Consider the following 19,439-nt stretch of genomic DNA (forward strand, 5'->3'; position numbering starts at 1 on the left):
ACCGGCTTGCGCCCGATGGCGTCCGAGAGCGGGCCGTGGAAGGGGCTCATCGCTGCGAACGCCAGCATGTAGGTGCTGACCACCCACTGCATCTCCGACGTGCCGACCCCGAACTCGCCGCGCATCTCGGCGAACGCCGGAAACGGTGTGTCGATGCTGAAGGGGCCGAGCATGCTCAGGCTCGCCAACAGCACGAGGAAAACCCAGACCCGCCCGGGGCCGATGGCCCCGGGCGGGTCCTGAGATGCTTCGTGAGGACTCAGGTCAGTGCCCGTGCCCGTGACCGTGGCCGTGACCGGCTGCGGCCTCTTCCTCCTCCTCGGGCTTGTCCACCACCAGGGTCTCGGTGGTGAGCAGCATGCCCGCGATGGAGGTGGCGTTGACCAGCGCCGACCGGGTCACCTTGACCGGGTCGAGCACGCCCTGGGCGACCAGGTCGCCGTACTCACCAGTGGCAGCGTTGTAGCCCTGGCCGACGCCGAGCTCGCGCACCTTGGTGGTCACGACGTAGCCGTTCTCACCGCCGTTCTCGGCGATCCAGCGCAGCGGCTCGTCGGCGGCCCGGCGGACCACACGGACGCCGACCGCCTCGTCACCGGTCAGGCCGAGGTCACCGTCGAGGACGCTGACCGCGTGGATGAGCGCGGAGCCACCACCGGCGACGATGCCCTCCTCGATCGCGGCGCGCGTCGCGGAGACGGCGTCCTCGATCCGGTGCTTCTTCTCCTTGAGCTCCACCTCGGTGTGAGCACCGACCTTGATCACGCACACGCCACCGGCGAGCTTCGCGAGACGCTCCTGGAGCTTCTCCCGGTCCCAGTCGGAGTCGGTGTTGGCGATCTCGCCGGTGATCTGGCCGACGCGAGCGCTGACGGCGTCGGCGTTGCCGCCACCGTCGACGATCGTGGTGTTGTCCTTGGAGGAGACCACGCGGCGAGCCGTGCCGAGCACCTCGAGGCCGACCTGGTCGAGCTTGAGCCCGACCTCGGGAGCGACCACCTGGGCGCCGGTGAGGATCGCGATGTCCTCGAGGATCGCCTTGCGACGGTCACCGAAGGCCGGAGCCTTGACCGCGACAGCGTTGAACGTGCCCTTGATCTTGTTCACGACCAGGGTCGAGAGCGCCTCGCCCTCGACGTCCTCGGCGATGATGAAGAGCGGCTTGCCGGCGGCGATGACCTTCTCCAGCAGCGGGAGGAGCTCCTGGATCGAGGAGATCTTGCCCTGGACGAGCAGGATGTACGGGTCGTCGAGGACGGCCTCCATCCGCTCCGGGTCGGAGACGAAGTACGCCGAGATGTAGCCCTTGTCGAACTGCATGCCCTCGGTGAACTCGAGCTCGGTCGTGGGGGTCGAGGACTCCTCGACCGTGATCACGCCGTCCTTGCCGACCTTGTCGAACGCCTCGGCGAGAAGCTCGCCAATGTGCTCGTCACGGCTGGAGATCGTGGCCACCGAGGCCATCTCCGCCTTCTCAGCGACCGGCTTCGCGGTCTCGAGAAGCTTGGCCGAGACCGCCTGGGCAGCCAGGTCCATGCCGCGCTTGAGGCCCATCGGGTTCGTGCCGGCCGCAACGGCCCGCAGACCCTCGTGGACCAGCGCCTGCGCGAGCACGGTCGCGGTCGTCGTGCCGTCACCGGCGACGTCGTTGGTCTTGGTGGCGACCTCCTTGGTGAGCTGCGCACCAAGGTTCTCGAAGGGGTCGTCGAGCTCGACCTCACGAGCGACGGTCACACCGTCGTTCGTGATCGTCGGGGCGCCCCACTTCTTGTCGAGGACGACGTAACGACCCTTGGGGCCGAGCGTCACCTTGACGGCGTTCGCCAGCGCGTCGACGCCGCGCTCAAGGGAGCGACGAGCGTGCTCGTCGAATTCGAGGATCTTCGGCATCAGCCGATCACCGCGAGGATGTCACGAGCCGACAGGATCAGGTACTCGCCACCGGCGTACTTGACCTCGGTGCCGCCGTACTTGCTGTAGATGACCTTGTCACCGACGTTGACGTCGAGCGGCACGCGGTTGCCGTTGTCGTCGATACGGCCGGGGCCGACAGCGAGGACCTCGCCCTCCTGCGGCTTCTCCTTGGCGGTGTCGGGGATGACGAGACCTGACGCGGTGGTCTGCTCGGCCTCGACCTGCTGGATGATGATGCGGTCCTCGAGAGGCTTGATGTTGATCGACACGGTGCCGACTCCTTCAAACGTACGGTTGCTTCACGTTCGGATTGGCACACTCAAGTCGAGAGTGCCAGTTCCGACGTTAGCACTCGCCGGAAGGGAGTGCTAGGCACCGGGGAGCCCGATAGGTTCCCAGAGTGGATCTCGACGCGTTCGCCTGGCTGCTCACCTCCCCCGGACAGGCCCTGTTGGCGCGGGCACACGAGCTCTCCTCCGAGGAACCGCTGCGAGCACAGGCGTTGCTGCGTAAGGAGGCCGAGGCGTCGTACGTCGCCACCGCACTCACCCAGGTCGAGCTGCGCCGTCGCGGCGAGGCCAAGTTCGGCGCCCTGGCCGCGTCGATGTACTTCACTCCCGACGGTCTGGAGCAGGCCACCCGCCTGGCCGTGGCCTCCCACCGCGCCGCACGCCTGGCCGCCTTCGAGGCCGCCTCGGTGATCGACCTGGGCTGCGGCATCGGCGGCGACCTGATCGCCTCGGCGCGGGCCGGACTCGTGGTCGCCGGCGTCGACCTCGATCCCGAGCGGGTCGCCGTGGCGGCAGCCAACCTGGAGGCGCTGGGCCTGCCCGGGGCCGTCAGCCAGGCCGATGCGACGGCGGTGGACCACTCCCCCTTCGCCGTGGCCTTCGCCGACCCGGCACGGCGGCGTAACAACACGGGCTCGGCCGGCGGGCGCGGTCGCGGTCGCGAGCTTGCCACCGACGGCTGGACGCCGCCGTGGGACTGGGTGTCGACACTGTTCGCGCGCGATGCGTGCGTGAAGGTGGCGCCCGGGATCGACCACGCGTTGGTGCCCGACGACGTCGAGGGCGAGTGGGTCAGCGACGGCGGCGACGTCAAGGAGGCGGCGCTGTGGGCCGGGCGTCTGGCGACGGTACGCCGTCGGGCGACCGTGATCCGCGACGGCGGCCTGGCCACCCTGACCGACGAGGACGACCCGCTGGCCGTCGGTGACGTCGCCGCCCGGGCCGGCCTGGTCCGTGACGTCGGCGAGTTCCTCTACGAGCCCGACGGTGCCGTGATCCGGGCGGGCCTGGTCTCGGCCGTCGCGGCCGGGGTCTCGGGTGGCCTGGTCGACGAGCACATCGCGTACGTCACCTCCGACGCGGCCTACACGACGCCGTTCGCCGCCGGGTTCCGCGTGCTGGAGGAGCTGCCGTACCGGGAGAAGCAGCTCCGCGCGGCTCTGCGCGAACGCGGCGTCGGGCGGCTCACGATCAAGAAGCGCGGCGTGGCCGTCGTACCGGAGACGCTGCGGCGCTCGCTGTCGCTGTCGGGGCCGGACGAGGCCACGATCGTGCTGACCCGGATCGCCGGCGAGGGTCGGTGCCTGCTGGTCTCGCCGCTCTGAGGGCTCTCGGCGCTCCGGGGAAGGTCGGGGCCTCGCGGGGCTCTGGGCGCGCTCGGCGCTCGGGGTCTGCCCTGAGGTCCCCCTGAGTTCACCCGGTTCGGGATAAATGTCAGGGTCCTTTGTCGGTGCTCTCAGGTACTTTCGTGCCATGTTCGCTGCCCTAGGCCGGCTGGCCTCCCAACGTCCGTGGTTCGTCATCGCCACCTGGCTGATCCTCGCGGTGCTCATCGCCGCCTTCGCGCCGTCGATGAAGTCGTCGTCGGACCAGTCCGACTTCCTCCCCCACCACTACGAGTCGATCAAGGCGACCAACCTGCTCAGCGACGCGTTCCCGTCGAAGCAGGACGTCGGCGCCACCGTCGTCTTCGACCATGAGGACGGCTCCGCGCTGAGCGCGGCCGACCTCACCAAGATCGACGCGATCGGCAAGGGCCTCAAGCTCGGCTCGGCGTTCAGCTCGGTCGAGGCCACCACCGTCTCCCCCGACGCCCAGAAGGCGGCGATCGTCAACATCGATCTCGCCGACGGCGTCACCGGTCAGAAGCAGTCCGACCTCGACCAGGTCAAGACGCTGCGCGACGACCTGGCCTCGGCGGTCAAGGGCACCGACCTGCGCGTCGGTGTGACGGGGTCGCTGGCCCAGTCCTACGACCAGTCGCAGTCGGGCAAGAACGCCGAGGCGATCGTCATGCTGGCCACCATCCTGCTCATCATCGTGCTGCTGGGCTGGATCTTCAGGAGCGTGCTCGCGGCGGTGACCCCGATCGTGATCGTGATCGTGGCGTTCATCATCGCCCACGGCCTGATCGCGATCAGCACCCATGCCTTCAACCTCCAGGCCGATGACTCCCTCAACGTCATCCTCGGCGTGGTCCTGTTCGGCATCGGCACCGACTACTTCCTGTTCTTCCTCTTCCGGTTCCGCGAGATGCGTCGTGGCGGGGCCGACCACAAGAGCGCCGTCACCGCCGCTGTAGAGCGGGCCGGCGAGGCGATCGCCTCGGCCGGTGGCGTCGTCGTGGTCGCGTTCCTCACCCTGACGCTCTCCTCGCTGGGCATGTTCAAGTCGATGGGCCCGGCGCTCGCGATCGCGGTCGCCACCATGCTGCTGGCCGCGCTCACCCTGGTCCCAGCGGTCGTCACCGTGCTCGGCCGGGCCGTCTTCTGGCCCTCGAAGAAGTGGCAGAACGAGCCGACCGGCACGGGCTTCGCCCGGCTCGGCACCTCCGTCGGCAAGAACCCGGGTCGCTACGCCGCCGTGGCCGGTGCGGTCCTGGTGCTGCTCTCCATCGCGGCACTGAACTTCAAGCCGCTCTTCAACCTCTCCGAGACCAACTCCTCGCAGGCGATCGAGTCGGTCGTGACGCAGAAGCGGATGGAGGACAAGGGCTTCAGCGCCGGTGCCACCCAGCCGACGATCGTCGTGCTGCACTCCGACAAGGGCGCGCTGACCCAGGCGCAGCTGAGCGAGTTCGGTGCCGCCCTGGCGAAGGTCCCCGACGCCGCCCTGGCGACCGCCGGTGCCGGTGCCCCGGCCGTCACCGCCTCGCCGACCGACCCGTCGACGGCGATCGCGCAGCTGCTGCTCAAGAGCGACCCGTCCTCGGACGCCGCGATCGCCTCGATCAAGGACGCCATCCGTCCTGCCGTGCACGCGGCGGCACCGGCCGGGACGCAGGCCTATGTCGGCGGTCTGACCTCGGTCTTCGTCGACTTCAAGGCGGCGATGGAGCGCGACTACAAGGTCGTCTTCCCGGTCGCGGCGCTGATCACCCTGCTCATCCTGATGCTGGTGCTGCGCTCGCTGGTCGCGCCGTGGTACCTGATGATCTCGGTGGGACTCGGCTTCAGCGCCACCCTGGGCTCGGCCACGCTGGTCTTCCAGACCATCAAGGGTGACGACGGCCTCGTCTTCATGCTGCCGATCCTGATCTACCTCTTCGTGGTGGCGTTGGGCACCGACTACAACATCCTGATGGTGACCCGACTACGCGAGGAGGCACGCGAGGGCAAGGGCCCGCGCGACGCCGCGGCCTGGGCGATCCGCCACACCGGCCCGACGATCGCCTCGGCTGGTGTCATCCTGGCCGGCACGTTCGCCGCCCTGATGCTCGGCGGCAACTCGTTCCTGGTCACGATGGGCTTCTCGGTGGCCTTCGGCATCTGCCTGGCGGCCGGGGTGATGGCGATGTTCCTGACCCCGGGCCTCACTGCCCTGATCGGGCACGCCGCCTGGTGGCCCGGCCACGGTGACCGTGCCACGCACGAGGAGCTGTCAGCCTGAGAGCAACGGCGGCCCCGCCTCGTCCCGCGTCAGCGGGAGGAGGCGGGGCCGCCGCCATTTCGCCGACTTCCGGGTTCACCACCGCCGAGATCCGGGTTCACCACCGCCCAGATCCGGGTTCACCACCGCCCAGATCCGGGTTCACCACTCAGACGAGGACCGACTCGATCGGCTGGGACGAGTCCGCCGGGAAGTCCAGCACGCTGGGGGTACGCCCCCGCGCCACCATCTCCGAGCCCAGCGCCGCGACCATCGCTCCGTTGTCGGTGCACAGACCCGGACGCGGCACCCTGACACGTACGCCGATCTTCGCGGCACGCTCCTCGGCGAGGACCCGGAGGCGCGAGTTGGCCGCGACCCCACCGCCGATCACCAGGTCCTCCACGCCCTGGGACTGGCAGGCATCGAGCGCCTTGCGGACCAGGATGTCGCACACCGCCTCCTGGAAGCTGGCAGCCACGTCAGCCACCGGCACCGCCTCACCGGCACGCTCCTTCGCCTCGACCCAGCGGGCGACTGCGGTCTTGAGGCCGCTGAAGGAGAAGTCGAACCGGTGCCGCTCCAGGTCACGCTTGGTGCTCAGGCCCCGGGGGAAGTCGATGGCGATGGACGACCCGCTGACCGCCGTACGGTCGATGATGGGGCCGCCGGGGAATCCGAGGCCGAGCAGGCGAGCGACCTTGTCGAAGGCCTCCCCCGCAGCGTCGTCGATGGTGGCCCCCATCGGGGTCACGCCGACGGTCAGGTCGGTGACCTTGAGCAGGGAGGAGTGGCCGCCGGAGACCAGCATCGCGATCGACGGCTCGGGCAGGGCGCCGTGCTCGAGCTGGTCGACGGCTACGTGGGCGGCGAGGTGGTTGACGCCGTAGATCGGCTTGCCGGTCGCGAGCGCGAGCGACTTCGCGGCGGCGACGCCGACCAGCAGCGCTCCGGCCAGGCCGGGGCCGGCCGTGACGGCGAACGCGTCGACGTCGGCGAGGGTGATCCCGGCAGTGGCGCAGGCCCGCTCGATGGTCGGCACCATCGCCTCGAGGTGGGCCCGACTGGCCACCTCGGGCACCACGCCACCGAAGCGCGCGTGCTGCTCGACGCTGCTGGCCACGGCATCGGCGAGCAGCGTGTGCCCCCGCACGATGCCGACGCCGGTCTCATCACACGAGGTTTCGAGTCCGAGCACGAGCGGTTCGTCAGTCACGACGCCATTGTCTCAGGTGTCGCCGCGCGCGCCAGCGACGGTGCGAGCCGCCGTTCGGTGCGTCACACCCGAGCCGACCGCCGCACGGGCCCGGTTCAGCCGCGACCGATCTGGCGGTGCGCCAGCACCCAGCCGTCGGTCGTGTGCACGAAGCGGTCACGGTAGACCCCCGTGCTGCGCAGCACGGGGGTGGTGTCGACGTCGCTGTAGAAGTGCCAGTACGCGACGCCGTACGCCTCACCGGCCCCGTCAGCCCCGGGCGTCACGGCGATGTTGGTCAGCACGTGCCAGGTGGCTGTGCCCGGCCCCTGGATTCCAGCCGTACGCCGCTCACGCGCTCCCGCCAGCACATCCTCGCGCCCACGGCGTACCTGTTGAGCGATGGCCGCTCCGGGTGAGTGCGGCATCTCCCAGATCAGGTCGGTGTGGAGCAGCGCGCCGTACTCCTCCAGCGTGCCGTAGTCGGCCGCCTGGGCCAGGCGCGCGTAGAGGTTCTGGATCTGGGTGATCACGGACGCCGCGGAGTCGGCGCAGCCACAGTGTTGGCCTTCGGGTGTGGGCATGGTCGCTCCTGCGCGGATCGCTCGCCGCGGGCTGTCCGTGGCAGGCCCAGGGTCGGGTCTGTTCGGGAGGTCACGCAAAGACCGGATCCGCCCAGTGAGAGCGCGCCGACCGTGGTGAACCCGGAAGTCGCCGGTGGCGAACCCGGAACTCGACCGTGACGAACCCGGAACTCGACCGTGGCGAACCCGGATCTCGGCGGTGGTTAACCCGGAAGTCGGCGCTCGAGGACGATCCCGGTCGCCCCGTCGGCGTAGTACCGCTCGCGCCGGTCGATCTCCACGAAGCCCTCGTCGAGATAGAGCCCGAGGGCGGGAGCGTTCTCCTCCCGGACCTCCAGCAGCATCCGCTCGGCGCCCTCCTCGGCGGCCAGGGCCAGCACCGCGTGCAGCACCTGCCGCGCCAGGCCCCGACGACGGTACGCCGGCGAGATCGCGATCCGCTGGAGCTCGGCGTCCTCGAACAGGATCGAGACGATCGCGTGGCCGACCACGACGGCGTCGTACTCGCAGGCCAGCAGCCGCACCGTAGGCAGCTGCCCCGCGACGACGGCGTCGAGGTACTCAGGGGTCCAGGCGTCACCGGGGAACGACTCCAGCTCGGAGTCGGCGACGGCGGCCACGTCCTCGGGCGTGGCCGGGCGGATCAGGGCCGCGGCGACCATCGGGCTACGTCGCGGGGCTCGCGGGGCTCGCGGGGCTCGCGGGGCCGAACGCGTCGGGACGGCGCAGGTACAGCGGCTCGGGGGCGAGCACCTCGAAGCGCCCGTCGACCAGACCGCGGGCCAGCCAGCCGGCGGAGGGACGCACCGGGCCGGCGGACTCGGGGAACGCCGCCGGGTACAGCACCGTGCCCTCACCGACGGTGACGATGTGGTTGTGCAGGGTCGCGGGGCGGTCGACGATCGGGCCGGTGAAGCGGTCACCGAACGGCCCGTAGGTGGCGAAGTAGACCTCCTTGCGCCGTGCATCGGTGGCGACCTGGAACGGCCCGGAGACAGCACCGGTCGAGGCCGCCTCCAACGCCAGGATGTCGAGGGTGCAGACCCCGTCGACCGGGATCCCGAGCGCGAAGCCCATCGTCCGGGCGGTGACCAGGCCGACCCGCAGGCCGGTGAACGGCCCCGGTCCGACGCCGACCCCGATCCGGGTCAGGTCGCCCGGGGCGATCCCGGCACGTTCCAACACCGAGGCGATCAGCGGCGCGAGCAGCTCACCGTGCTTCATCGACTTCTCGGAGATCTCCTCGACGACCACGTCAGTGCCGTCGTGGAGCGCCACACTCACCTGCGGTGTGGCTGTATCAAAGCTCAGCAGCATCGTCACTCACTCCCGTGATCGCTGTGATGGCGGCCCAGTCGACGTCGTGCCAGCGCTCCCCGATCGGGGTGATCTCCACCCGTCGCGGGTCGATGCCGGCGGCGAGATCATCCTCGCTCACGTCCTCGGCTGTCAGGGCCCGATTGATCACGATCTCCAGCCGCGAGTCGCTCAGCCCCTCGGCCAGCCCGGTGCCCCACTCGACCACCGTGACGGCGTCGTCGAGGTCGGTGTCCAGGTCGAGGTCGTCCAGCTCGGCGACACCGCCCAGCCGGTAGGCGTCGACGTGGACCAGCGACGGCCCGCCGGCGGCCAGGATCGACGGGTGCACCCGGGCGATCACGAAGGTCGGGGACGTGATCGGCCCCCGGACGCCGAGCCCTTCGGCCAGGCCCTGGGTGAACGTGGTCTTGCCCGCGCCGAGCTCGCCGGACAGGACCAGCAGATCACCGGCACGCAGCACCGAGCCCAGCCGGTGCCCGAGCGCCTGGGTGGCCTCGGCCGTGTCCAGGGTGGCGACGTGGGTGTGCAGGGGCCGGCGCATCTCGACGTACGGCGACGTGCGCGCGGTCTCGCGGAAGCCCTGCCGGTCCCAGAACCGGAGGTTGCGCGGGATCTCCTCACGCGCGATCACGGTGATGTCGGTGAACCGGTCCCCGGCCGCCGCAGCGACCCGGTCGACCATCGCCCGGGCGATGCCGTGGCCCTGCTCCCCCGGGATCACCGAGAACCGTCGGATGTAGACCGTCTTGCCCACCGGGTCGAGGATCAGTGCCCCGACGGGACGGCCGTCGACGCGCGCGATCAGACCGCCCAGGCCGGTCAGCTTGGCCGCGATCGTCTCCTCGGTCTCGGCCAGGGCGTCGGCCGGAGGGTCCATCGGCGGTCGTTCCCCGAACGCCGCCCGCACGATCGCGAGCACGTCGGACGCCGCCTCCGGACCGACCCGCTCGGTGGTCAGTCCGGTCATCGTCTCACTCAACGTTGTGCCACCCGTGCTGCCGAGAGCAACTGATCCAGGGCAGCGTTGACCTGCCCGTGTCGCTCGAGAATCACCATATGTCCTGCGCCGGGGCACTCGATCAGGGTCGAGCCGGCGATCCGGGAGTGGAGCTTGCGACTGTGCCCGATCGAGGTCAGCTTGTCGGCGGTGCCGCAGATGATCGTCGTCGGGATCGCCGACAGGTTGCCGACCTCGTCGAACCTGTCGAACTCCTTGAACCCGGGGAAGAACTCCGCGACCACCTGGAACGGGGTCGCCGAGAGCATGTCGTCGACGAACTCGACGTAGGCGGCCGGCACCGCGTCGCCGAACGCGAACGCATCGGTCGTCACGGTGGCGATGGTCCGTCCCAGACGTCGTACGCCGTCCACGGCACGATGCCCACGGGCGAGGGTCCTGATGGTGCCGTTGGTCAGTCCGGAGCTGAGCCGGACCGGCACGATCGGGAAGAAGAGTCGCGCCGGGTCGAGACCGCCGGCGGTGGTGGAGATCAGGGCGGCGCCGATCACCTTGGTGCCCAGCAGCTCGGGGTACTGCTCGGCGAAGGAGACCAGGGTCATGCCGCCCATCGAGTGCCCGACCAGGACCACCGGGCCGTCGGGGACGACGGCGTCGATGACGGCCTTGAGGTCGCGGCCGAGCCGGTCGATGGTGCCGTCCTTGATGTCCCCGCGACCGCTGCGCCCGTGCGAGCGCTGGTCGTAGAAGACGGTGCGGACCAGGCCCCGGAAGGCGGCCCGCTGGAAGTGCCAGCAGTCCAGGTTGAGGGCGTAGCCGTGCGCGAAGACGATCGTGATGTCGGAGTCGGCCTCGTCGACCTCGACGTGCAGTGGCACGCCGTCCTCAGCGACGACGGTGCGGCCCGGGGAGCGCAGCGAGCCGAACGGGGTGGTCTCCCCGGCACGCCGGGAGATGGTGCGACGGCGCTGCACCACGCGCACGGCTCCGCCTGCTGCGGCGAGCCCTGCAGCACCGGCGAGGGCGCCGGCGACGCGCGCGGTCACGCCCATCAGATCCCCCCTGTGCTCTCGCCGCTCTGGCCGCTCTGGCCGCTCGGCTCGGTCGGCGCCTCGGCCTGCGACTCAGCGTGTGAGTCGCGGTAACGGCGCACCAGTCTGCCACCCAGCCGGGTGACGATCTCGTAGTGGATGGTCCCGGTCGCCTCGGCCCAGTCCTGGGCGGTCGGCTCGCCGTCGTGACCGGGCCCCATCAGCACCACCGGCTCGCCGGCGTGCAGGCCCTCCTCGGTGGGGCCGAGCTCGACTACGAACTGGTCCATGCAGACGCTGCCGCGCAGCGGGCGTCGGACCCCGGCGACCTGCACCTGGGCGCGGTCGGCGGCGGCGCGCGGGATGCCGTCGCCGTACCCGGCCGGGACCAGCCCGAGGATGGTGTCGCACTGTGCCACCCAGTGGCCGCCGTAGGACACCGCGGCGCCGGCGGGCACGTGCTTGACCATCGCCAGCTCACCGGCCACGGTCATCGCGGGCCACAGGTCCACCCGGTGGTGGCGGTCCGGCCCGAGGTCGGGAGTGGGATCGAGGCCGTACGACGCGATCCCGCACCGCACCAGGTCGAACCGGGCGCTGGGCCGCATCAGGGCGGCCGCGGAGTTGGCGATGTGGCGGACCTCGGGCACCAGGCCGACCTCGTCGAGCAGCGCGAGCGCCTCGCGGAAGACCCGCTCCTGGGACTCGTTGGCCGGGTTGTCGGGCTCCTCGCTGGAGGCGAAGTGGCTGAAGATGCCGACGAACGTCCACAGCCCGGCCTGCTGACCGGCCAGGGTGTGCTCGAACAGCTCGCGCCAGTCGACCGGCATCGAGCCGCCGCGCGAGAGCCCGGTGTCGACCTTGAGGTGGATCCGCGGGACCGTGCCGGTCCGGGCGGCGGCCTCGGCGATCCGGTCCAGCATCGCGATGTCGTAGGCGCTGACGTCGACGTCGCGCTCCAGCACGGGGGCGAAGTCGTCGCTGGGCACGCTGAGCCAGCACAGCAGTCGGCCGGTGTCACCGGCGTCGCGCAGCTCGACGGCCTCGGCGAGGGTGGCGACGCCGAGCCAGGGGGCTCCGGCCTCGCGGGCGGCACGGGCGACCTCGACCATGCCGTGGCCGTAGCCGTCGGCCTTGACCACCGTCATGACGGGGGTCCCGATCGCTGCGGCCAGCGCCTTCACGTTGTGTCGGATGGCGGCCAGGTCGACGACGATCTCCGCACTCACGGTTCCCAGTCTCCCACCACGGCCGGGATCGCCGCTGCTACGGCACGCGCGATCAGGGGATGGCCGTGACCGAGGCCACCTCCGACGGCTCCGCTCCGGCTGGCGCCGGTGGCGGCGGCTCCGTGGATCCAGGCGCCGGCGCTGGCGGCGTCGAACGGGGTCAGCCCGGCGGCGAGCAGGCTGCCGATCAGGCCGGCGAGCACGTCGCCGGCTCCGGCGGTGGCCAGCCAGGGCGTCCCGGTGGTGTTGACCCGGGTCCGGCCCTCAGGGGCGGCGATCACGGTGCGGCGCCCCTTGAGCAGTACGACGGCACCGAACCGGTCGGCGGCGGTGCGGGCATGGTGCAGCGGCCGTGCCTCGACCTCACGGCGTTCCACGTCGAGCAGGGCGGCGAGCTCACCGGCGTGCGGGGTCAGCACCAGGGTCGCCGGGCGGCTCAGCGCACCGCCGTCGATCAGGGCCCGCAGCGCGCTCAGGGCGTCGGCGTCGACCACGACGGGTACGTCGTCGGCCAGCGCGGCCGTGAGGTGCTCGGCGGCCTCGTCGCCCCCACCGGGCCCCACCACCCAGGCCTGCACCCGACCGGAGCCGACGACCTCGGGGTGGGCGGCCGTGACGAGGGCGGCGGCGGAGCCGACGTACCGGACCATGCCGGCGATCCCGGTGTTGGCTCCGGCGACGGCGAGCAGGGCGGCACCGGGGTAGGTGGCCGAGCCTGCCCGGATCCCGACGACGCCACGGGTGTACTTCTGCGCGGCGGAGGCCGGGCGCCGCACCAGGGCGGCGACGTCGGCCGGCTGCAGCGCCTCGACGGCGGCGGCGGGCAGGCTGAGGCCGAGGTCGACCAGCTCGACGACGCCGCACTGCTCGGCGGCGGGGTCGGCCAGGTGGGCGATCCGGTGGGTGCCGAAGGTGACGGTCAGGTCGGCCCGCAGCGCCATCCCGTCGAGCTCGCCGGTATCGGCGTCGACCCCGCTGGGGAGGTCGACGGCGATGAACGGGATGGAGCGGTTGATCGGGATGACGGCCTCGGCGACCCGGGCCGGCAGCCCCGGTCGCCCGCCGATCCCGACGATGCCGTCGATCACGGCGTCGACCGCCCCGGCCCGCAGCGGCCGCGGCTCCGACAGCGTGCCCCCGGCGCCCCGCAGTGCGGCGAGGCCACCGGGGTGGGCCCGGTCGGCGAGCAGCCAGGCCTCGACCCGCGCGCCGCGTCGGGCCAGCACGGCCCCGGCGTACAGGGCGTCGCCGCCGTTGTCCCCGGAGCCGATCAGCAGCACGATCCGACGCCCGTAGGCGCCGCCGAGGTAGTCGACCACGGCGGTCGCGAGGCCGTACGCCGCCCGCTGCATCAGCGCCCCCGACGCCAGGTCCGGGTGTGCCGCCTCAGCAGCGCGGATCTGCTCGACGGTGTGCGCGGATCTCATGCCCTCACGCTAACCGGCCCCACGGTTCAGTCGTTCTGCGGGAAGCCGAGGTTGATCCCTCCGTGCGACGGGTCCAGCCACCGCGACGTGACCGCCTTCTCCCGGGTGAAGAAGTCCACACCGGCCATGCCGTAGGCCTTCGCGTCGCCGAAGAGGGACGCCTTCCAGCCGCCGAAGGAGTGGTAGGCGACGGGGACGGGGATCGGCACGTTGATGCCGACCATGCCGACCTCGACCTCGCGCTGGAAGCGGCGGGCCGCACCGCCGTCGTTGGTGAAGATCGCGGTGCCGTTGCCGAAGGCTCCGGAGTTGATCAGCGCCAGGCCCTCCTCGTAGCCCGAGACCCGGACGATGGAGAGGACCGGGCCGAAGATCTCCTCGGTGTAGACCTTCGAGGTGACCGGTACCCGGTCGATCAGGGTCGGGTTGAGCCAGAAGCCGCCTTCGGCACCGTCGACCTCTCCCCCGCGGCCGTCGACGACGACCTCGGCACCGTCGGCGACGGCGACGTCGATGTAGGAGGCGACCTTGTCGCGGTGAGCGCCGGTGATGAGGGGTCCCATGTCGCAGCCGCGGCGGCCGTCGCCGGTGCGCAGCTTGCCCATCCGGTCGGTGACCTTGGCGATCAGGTCGTCGGCGATGGAGTCGACCGCGACGACGACGGAGACGGCCATGCAGCGTTCGCCCGCGGAGCCGAAGCCGGCGTTGATCGCGGAGTCGGCGACCAGGTCGAGGTCGGCGTCGGGCAGCACCAGCATGTGGTTCTTGGCGCCGCCGAGCGCCTGGACCCGCTTGCCGTTGCGGGCGCTGGTCTCGTAGATGTACTGCGCGATCGGGGTCGACCCGACGAAGCTGATCGACGCCACGTCGGGCGAGGCCAGCAGCGCGTCGACGGCCTCCTTGTCGCCGTGGACGACGTTGAAGACGCCGTCGGGCAGTCCGGCCTCCTTCCACAGCGACGCCATCCAGTTCGCCGCCGACGGGTCCTTCTCGCTCGGCTTGAGCACCACCGTGTTGCCGCACGCGATCGCGATCGGGAAGAACCACATCGGGACCATCGCAGGGAAGTTGAACGGGCTGATGATGCCGACCACGCCGAGCGGCTGGCGCAGCGAGTAGACGTCGACGCCGGTGGAGGCCTGCTCGGAGTAGGCGCCCTTGGACAGGTGCGCGATGCCGCAGGCGAACTCGACGACCTCCAGGCCGCGGGCGATCTCGCCGGCGGCGTCGGAGAGCACCTTGCCGTGCTCGGCGGTGATGATCTCGGCCAGCTCCCCGACGCGGGCGTTGAGCAGCTCACGGAACGCGAAGAGGACCGACGTGCGCTTGGCCAGCGAGGCCTGCGACCAGTCGGCGTACGCCGCCTTGGCCACGGCGACGGCAGCGTCGACGTCAGCGGTGCTGGCGAAGCGGACCTGCTTGGTCACCTCGCCCAGCGCGGGGTCGTAGACGTCACCGAGGCGGGTGCCCTCACCGGCGATGAAGGAGCCGCCGACGACGTGGTCAACCAGAGGGAGAGACATGCTGTGGCGCTTTCGTGAGAGTCGAACGAGTGGGGTGAGGGTCAGAGGGTGGCGAGCACGTCGCCGATGATGGCCAGGCCGGTGCGGGCCTCGTCCTCGCTGACGATGCAGGGCGGAACGACGTGGATCCGGTTGTCCTGCACGAACGGCAGCAGGTCACGCTCGAGCAGAGCCGCCTTGATCCGACCCATCGTGGCGGCGTCGAGCGGGGTCCGGGCGTCGCGGTCGGAGACCAGCTCGATGGCGTGGAAGACCCCGGTGCCACGGACCTCGCCGACGACGTCGTACGTCTGGGCGAAGCCTGCCAGGGTCGGGGCGATGATCTCCTCGCCGATCCGGCGCGCGTGGGTGACGATGCCCTCGGACTCCATCGCGCCGAGGGTGGCGTTGATCGAGGCCATCGCGAGCGGGTGGCCGGAGTAGGTCAGGCCACCGGGGAAGACGCGCGCGTCGAAGTGTGCGGAGATCGGCTCGGAGATGATCACACCACCGACCGGGACGTAACCGGAGTTGACCCCCTTGGCGAAGGTGATCAGGTCCGGCGTGTAGTCGTAGGCGTCCAGTGCCAGCCACTGGCCGGTGCGGCCGAAGCCGGCCATCACCTCGTCGGTGATCAGCACGATGCCGAACTCGTCGGCCAGGGCACGCACGCCGCTCAGGTAGCCCGGCGGCGGCATCAGGATGCCGGCGGTGCCGGGGATCGACTCGATCAGCAGGGCCGCGATGGTGGCCGGGCCCTCGGCCTCGATGGTGCGGCGCAGGTGGCGTAGGGCGCGCTCGGACTCCTGCTCGGGCGTGCTCGCCCAGAACTCGCTGCGGTAGAGGTAGGGGCCGAAGAAGTGCACGTGGGCGCGGGAGAACTCGTTGCCCGCAGGACGACGCCAGTCGCCGGTGGCGGCGATCGCAGCACCGGTGTTGCCGTGGTAGCTGCGGTAGGTGGAGAGCACCTTCTCCCGGCCGGTGTAGGCGCGCGCCATCCGGATGGCGTTCTCGTTGGCATCGGCGCCGCCGTTGGTGAAGAAGACCTTGGCGAAGCCGGCCGGGGCGCGGTCGAGGATCATGCGGGCGGCGACGCCGCGCTCGTGGTTCGCCGTCGCGGGGGCGATCGTGGCCAGGGTGGCGGCCTGACGCTGGATCGCCTCGACCACGGCCGGGTGGCCGAACCCGATGTTGACGTTGACCAGCTGGGAGGAGAAGTCGAGCAGGCGGCGGCCCTCGGCGTCCCAGACGTGGGCGCCCTCGCCGCCGGCGATCACCAGGGGCTTGAGTGCCCCCTGGGCCGACCAGGAGTGGAAGACGTACGTCGGGTCGAGCGCAAGGGTCTCGGCGTTGGACATCAGAACACCTCAAAGTTCGGAATCAGTAGCGTCAGGCCCGCTCATCCTGCGGAATCAGTAGCAAGTGTGACTGCCAACCGATCATATGGGCAAGACATGTCGTCCTGGTTACGCGTTTCCGAAACGACGACGACCCCCGGACGGATCCGGGGGTCGTGGGCGGAGAGTCCTCAGGTCACTCGACGGTGACCGACTTCGCCAGGTTGCGCGGCTGGTCGACGTCGTGGCCCATCGCCGTGGCCAGCTCGCAGGCGAAGAGCTGGAGCGGGACGACCGCCACCAGCGGCTGGAGCAGGACCGGCACCTTCGGCAGGCGCACGAGCACGTCGGCGTACGGCGCCACCCGCTCGTCCCCCTCCTCGGCCAGCACGATCGTGCGGGCCCCGCGGGCGCGCACCTCCTGGATGCCCGACAGCATCTTGTCGTGCAGCTGGTCGCGGCCCTGCGGCGGCACGATGCACAGCACCGGCAGGCCCTCCTCGACCAGGGCGATCGGGCCGTGCTTGAGCTCGCCGGCGGCGAAGCCCTCGGCGTGCAGGTAGGCCAGCTCCTTGAGCTTGAGCGCCCCCTCCAGGGCCACCGGATAGCCGGCGTGACGGCCCAGGAAGAGGAAGGCCCGGTTGTCGACGTGCTCGCGTGCCAGCGCATAGACCTGCTCGGCCTCGGCCAGGACCTCCTCGATCGCGGCCGGGATCGCCTCGAGCTGGGCAACGACCTGAGTGATCTCGTCGCCGTAGCGGGTGCCCTTGACCTGGGCCAGGTAGAGCGCCAGCAGGTAGCAGGCGATCAGCTGGGTGATGTAGCCCTTGGTCGAGGCGACACCGATCTCCGGGCCGGCGTGGGTGTAGATCACCGCGTCGGACTCACGCGGGATGGTGGAACCGTTGGTGTTGCAGATCGCCAGCACCTTGGAGCGCTGCACCCGGGCGTGCCGGATCGCCTGGAGGGTGTCGGCGGTCTCGCCGGACTGGCTGATCGCGACCACCAGGGTGCCGTTGTCGACGATCGGGTCGCGGTAGCGGAACTCGCTGGAGAGCTCGACCTCGACCGGGATCCGGCACCAGTGCTCGATCGCGTACTTGGCGACCATGCCGGCGTAGAACGACGTCCCGGCGGCGATGATGATGATCTTGTCGATCTCGCGCAGCTCGTCGTCGGACAGCCGCATCTCGTCGAGCTGGAGCTTGCCGTCCAGGCCCTTGCGGCCCAGCAGCGCGTCGGCGACAGCGCGCGGCTGCTCGAAGATCTCCTTGCGCATGAACCAGTCGTAGCCGTCCTTCTGGGCGGCCGAGAGGTCCCAGTCGACGTGGTACTCGCGGCCCTGGCCCGGCGTACCGTCGAAGTTGGTGACGCTCACGCCGTCACGGGTGATGGTGACGACCTGGTCCTGGTCGAGCTCCATCGCGGAGCGGGTGTGACCGATGAAGGCGGCCACGTCGGAGCCGAGGAAGTTCTCGCCCTCGCCCAGGCCGACCACGAGCGGGCTGTTGCGTCGCGCCGCGACGATCCGGTCGGGGTCCTCGGCGTCGACGGCGACGAAGGTGAAGGCACCCTCCAGCCGGGTGCAGACCCGCTGCATCGCGGTGGTCAGGTCGGCACCGGAGACGACGGCAGCCTCGATCAGGTGCGCGGCGACCTCGGTGTCGGTCTCCGACTTCAGGTGGTGACCGGCCTGCTCGAGCTCGGCACGGAGCTCGGCGAAGTTCTCGATGATGCCGTTGTGCACGACCGCGACCCGGCCCTGCTCCCCCAGGTGCGGGTGCGCGTTGCCGTCGGTCGGCCCACCGTGGGTGGCCCACCGGGTGTGCCCGATCCCGCTGGTCGCCGCCGGCAGCGCGTCCTCGCCGAGCACCTTGTCCAGGTTGGCGAGCTTGCCCGCACGCTTGCGCACCTCAAGACGCCCCTCGAACGCGACAGCGATCCCGGCGGAGTCGTATCCGCGGTATTCCATCCGGCGAAGTCCCTCGACGATCACACCCTCTGCGAACTGTCCACCGACATACCCAACGATCCCGCACATAGGGTGGAGTCTACGATCTTCTTCCATGACCTCCCACGGCCACGAGACCGGTGAGTCCTCCCCGTGGGTGGAGTTGAGCCGCTCAGCATGGGCTGAGCTGGCCCCGGAGACGCCGCTGCCGCTCTCGGCCGAGGAGATCGAGCGTCTGCGCGGCCTCTCGGACAAGATCGACCTCGACGAGGTCGCCTCGGTCTACCTGCCGCTGTCGCGACTGCTCTCCCTCTACGTCTCGGCCGCCGGCAAGCTGCACCGGGAGCAGGAGGAGTTCCTGCACGGCCAGATCTCGCCGCGTACGCCGTTCGTGATCGGCGTGGCGGGCTCGGTGGCCGTCGGCAAGTCGACCGTCTCGCGTGTCATGCAGCAGCTGCTCGCGCACTGGCCCGAGCACCCCAACGTGGCGCTGGTGACCACCGACGGGTTCCTGTACCCCAACGCCGAGCTCGAGCGCCGGGGGCTGATGCAGCGCAAGGGCTTCCCCGAGTCCTACGACCGCAAGGCGCTGCTGCGCTTCGTGGTCGACATCAAGTCGGGCCGCGACGAGGTGCTGGCCCCGACGTACTCGCATCTGGTCTACGACGTCCTGCCCGACGAGCCGGTGGCGGTGAAGAGGCCCGACATCGTGATCGTCGAGGGCCTCAACGTGCTCCAGCCCGCACGGGTGCGCGAGGACGGCCGCACCGGCCTGGCGATCTCGGACTTCTTCGACTTCTCGATCTACGTCGACGCCACCACCCGCGACATCAAGGAGTGGTACACCGAGCGCTTCCTGCGCCTGCGTGAGACGGCGTTCCGTGACCCGGACTCCTACTTCAGCAAGTACGCCGCGCTGCCCCTGGACGAGGCGGTCGCCGAGGCCAGCCGGATCTGGGACACGATCAACGGCCCCAACCTGACCGAGAACGTGCTGCCGACGCGCTCGCGCGCCAACCTGGTGCTGCGCAAGGCCGCCGACCACTCCGTGGAGTACGTCAGGGTCCGCAAGCTCTGAGCGGCTCGCCCCTCCCGGATCGGCAGGGGCGAGCC

General features: G+C 70.7%; 17 protein-coding genes. 3 read left to right on the forward strand and 14 right to left on the reverse strand.

The genetic code is table 11. From position 1 onward, the window contains the following. The 3 genes from Q1V88_RS11535 to groES all read right to left on the reverse strand — a co-directional run. Positions 1–194 (reverse strand): MFS transporter (locus tag Q1V88_RS11535; protein WP_300681343.1); only part of this gene is annotated, 194 nt, incomplete at its 3' end. A gap of 70 nt (positions 195–264) precedes the next feature. Continuing rightward, positions 265–1,890, reverse strand: a complete 1,626-nt coding sequence (gene groL / locus Q1V88_RS11540; protein WP_300681344.1) for a chaperonin GroEL — start codon at positions 1,888–1,890, stop codon at positions 265–267. After that, entirely contained in the window at positions 1,890–2,183 is a 294-nt protein-coding gene (gene groES / locus Q1V88_RS11545) for a co-chaperone GroES (protein ID WP_300681345.1), read from the reverse strand. The genes groL and groES overlap by 1 nt, the downstream gene beginning before the upstream one ends. 131 nt (positions 2,184–2,314) lie before the next feature. On the opposite strand from groES, the gene Q1V88_RS11550 reads away from it, so the two are divergent. After that, the gene (locus Q1V88_RS11550; protein ID WP_300681346.1) at positions 2,315–3,529 is read left to right on the forward strand and encodes a class I SAM-dependent methyltransferase; all 1,215 of its coding nucleotides are present in this window, start codon (positions 2,315–2,317) and stop codon (positions 3,527–3,529) included. 148 nt (positions 3,530–3,677) lie between these two features. After that, positions 3,678–5,813, forward strand: coding sequence for an MMPL family transporter (locus Q1V88_RS11555; RefSeq protein WP_300681347.1), 2,136 nt, complete (start codon positions 3,678–3,680; stop codon positions 5,811–5,813). 148 nt (positions 5,814–5,961) lie between these two features. On the opposite strand, the gene tsaD is transcribed toward Q1V88_RS11555, so the two are convergent. The 11 genes from tsaD to glmS all read right to left on the reverse strand — a co-directional run bounded on the left by tsaD (position 5,962) and on the right by glmS (position 18,416). Further along, positions 5,962–7,008: a tRNA (adenosine(37)-N6)-threonylcarbamoyltransferase complex transferase subunit TsaD gene (tsaD, locus tag Q1V88_RS11560; protein WP_300681348.1), complete on the reverse strand. Its 1,047-nt coding sequence runs from the start codon at positions 7,006–7,008 to the stop codon at positions 5,962–5,964. Positions 7,009–7,103: 95 nt separating this feature from the next. Next, positions 7,104–7,571, reverse strand: a complete 468-nt coding sequence (locus tag Q1V88_RS11565; RefSeq protein WP_300681349.1) for a nuclear transport factor 2 family protein — start codon at positions 7,569–7,571, stop codon at positions 7,104–7,106. 203 nt (positions 7,572–7,774) lie between these two features. Further along, positions 7,775–8,233 (reverse strand): ribosomal protein S18-alanine N-acetyltransferase, encoded by a 459-nt coding sequence (gene rimI, locus Q1V88_RS11570; RefSeq protein ID WP_300681350.1) that lies wholly within the window; start codon positions 8,231–8,233, stop codon positions 7,775–7,777. Positions 8,234–8,237: 4 nt separating this feature from the next. Continuing rightward, on the reverse strand, positions 8,238–8,855 hold the full coding sequence (tsaB, locus tag Q1V88_RS11575) for a tRNA (adenosine(37)-N6)-threonylcarbamoyltransferase complex dimerization subunit type 1 TsaB (protein WP_366914084.1): 618 nt from the start codon (positions 8,853–8,855) through the stop codon (positions 8,238–8,240). A 16-nt stretch (positions 8,856–8,871) separates the two neighbouring features. Continuing rightward, complete coding sequence (gene tsaE, locus Q1V88_RS11580) at positions 8,872–9,858, reverse strand: tRNA (adenosine(37)-N6)-threonylcarbamoyltransferase complex ATPase subunit type 1 TsaE (RefSeq protein WP_300681351.1); 987 nt, start codon at positions 9,856–9,858, stop codon at positions 8,872–8,874. A gap of 8 nt (positions 9,859–9,866) precedes the next feature. Continuing rightward, complete coding sequence (locus tag Q1V88_RS11585) at positions 9,867–10,901, reverse strand: alpha/beta hydrolase (protein ID WP_300681352.1); 1,035 nt, start codon at positions 10,899–10,901, stop codon at positions 9,867–9,869. After that, positions 10,901–12,109, reverse strand: coding sequence for an alanine racemase (gene alr, locus Q1V88_RS11590; RefSeq protein ID WP_300681353.1), 1,209 nt, complete (start codon positions 12,107–12,109; stop codon positions 10,901–10,903). The genes Q1V88_RS11585 and alr overlap by 1 nt, the downstream gene beginning before the upstream one ends. After that, positions 12,106–13,536, reverse strand: coding sequence for an NAD(P)H-hydrate dehydratase (locus tag Q1V88_RS11595; RefSeq protein ID WP_300681354.1), 1,431 nt, complete (start codon positions 13,534–13,536; stop codon positions 12,106–12,108). Before Q1V88_RS11595 ends, alr begins: the two co-directional genes overlap by 4 nt. Before the next feature lie 26 nt (positions 13,537–13,562). Further along, positions 13,563–15,059: a CoA-acylating methylmalonate-semialdehyde dehydrogenase gene (locus tag Q1V88_RS11600; protein WP_300681355.1), complete on the reverse strand. Its 1,497-nt coding sequence runs from the start codon at positions 15,057–15,059 to the stop codon at positions 13,563–13,565. A 41-nt stretch (positions 15,060–15,100) separates the two neighbouring features. Beyond that, positions 15,101–16,396 carry an aspartate aminotransferase family protein gene (locus tag Q1V88_RS11605; RefSeq protein ID WP_300681356.1) on the reverse strand — a complete coding sequence of 432 codons (1,296 nt, stop codon included), beginning with the start codon at positions 16,394–16,396 and terminating at the stop codon, positions 15,101–15,103. 175 nt (positions 16,397–16,571) lie between these two features. Further along, positions 16,572–18,416, reverse strand: coding sequence for a glutamine--fructose-6-phosphate transaminase (isomerizing) (gene glmS, locus Q1V88_RS11610; RefSeq protein ID WP_300681357.1), 1,845 nt, complete (start codon positions 18,414–18,416; stop codon positions 16,572–16,574). 25 nt (positions 18,417–18,441) lie between these two features. Between glmS and coaA the strand changes: the two genes are divergently transcribed. Further along, positions 18,442–19,404 (forward strand): type I pantothenate kinase, encoded by a 963-nt coding sequence (coaA, locus tag Q1V88_RS11615; RefSeq protein ID WP_300681358.1) that lies wholly within the window; start codon positions 18,442–18,444, stop codon positions 19,402–19,404. The last annotated feature ends 35 nt before the right edge of the window (positions 19,405–19,439 follow it).

It is taken from the genome of Nocardioides sp. (assembly GCF_030150155.1).
Classification (GTDB): domain Bacteria; phylum Actinomycetota; class Actinomycetes; order Propionibacteriales; family Nocardioidaceae; genus Nocardioides.

Bases quoted from the DNA above. Each gene is read 5' to 3' on its own strand.
- coaA (WP_300681358.1), top strand. From the start codon at position 18,442: ATGACCTCCCACGGCCACGAGACCGGTGAGTCCTCCCCGTGGGTGGAG.
- Q1V88_RS11565 (WP_300681349.1), bottom strand. From the start codon at position 7,571: ATGCCCACACCCGAAGGCCAACACTGTGGCTGCGCCGACTCCGCGGCG.
- Q1V88_RS11600 (WP_300681355.1), bottom strand. From the start codon at position 15,059: ATGTCTCTCCCTCTGGTTGACCACGTCGTCGGCGGCTCCTTCATCGCC.
- glmS (WP_300681357.1), bottom strand. From the start codon at position 18,416: ATGTGCGGGATCGTTGGGTATGTCGGTGGACAGTTCGCAGAGGGTGTG.
- Q1V88_RS11555 (WP_300681347.1), top strand. From the start codon at position 3,678: ATGTTCGCTGCCCTAGGCCGGCTGGCCTCCCAACGTCCGTGGTTCGTC.
- tsaE (WP_300681351.1), bottom strand. From the start codon at position 9,858: ATGACCGGACTGACCACCGAGCGGGTCGGTCCGGAGGCGGCGTCCGAC.
- Q1V88_RS11585 (WP_300681352.1), bottom strand. From the start codon at position 10,901: ATGGGCGTGACCGCGCGCGTCGCCGGCGCCCTCGCCGGTGCTGCAGGG.
- Q1V88_RS11595 (WP_300681354.1), bottom strand. From the start codon at position 13,536: ATGAGATCCGCGCACACCGTCGAGCAGATCCGCGCTGCTGAGGCGGCA.
- groL (WP_300681344.1), bottom strand. From the start codon at position 1,890: ATGCCGAAGATCCTCGAATTCGACGAGCACGCTCGTCGCTCCCTTGAG.
- rimI (WP_300681350.1), bottom strand. From the start codon at position 8,233: ATGGTCGCCGCGGCCCTGATCCGCCCGGCCACGCCCGAGGACGTGGCC.
- Q1V88_RS11605 (WP_300681356.1), bottom strand. From the start codon at position 16,396: ATGTCCAACGCCGAGACCCTTGCGCTCGACCCGACGTACGTCTTCCAC.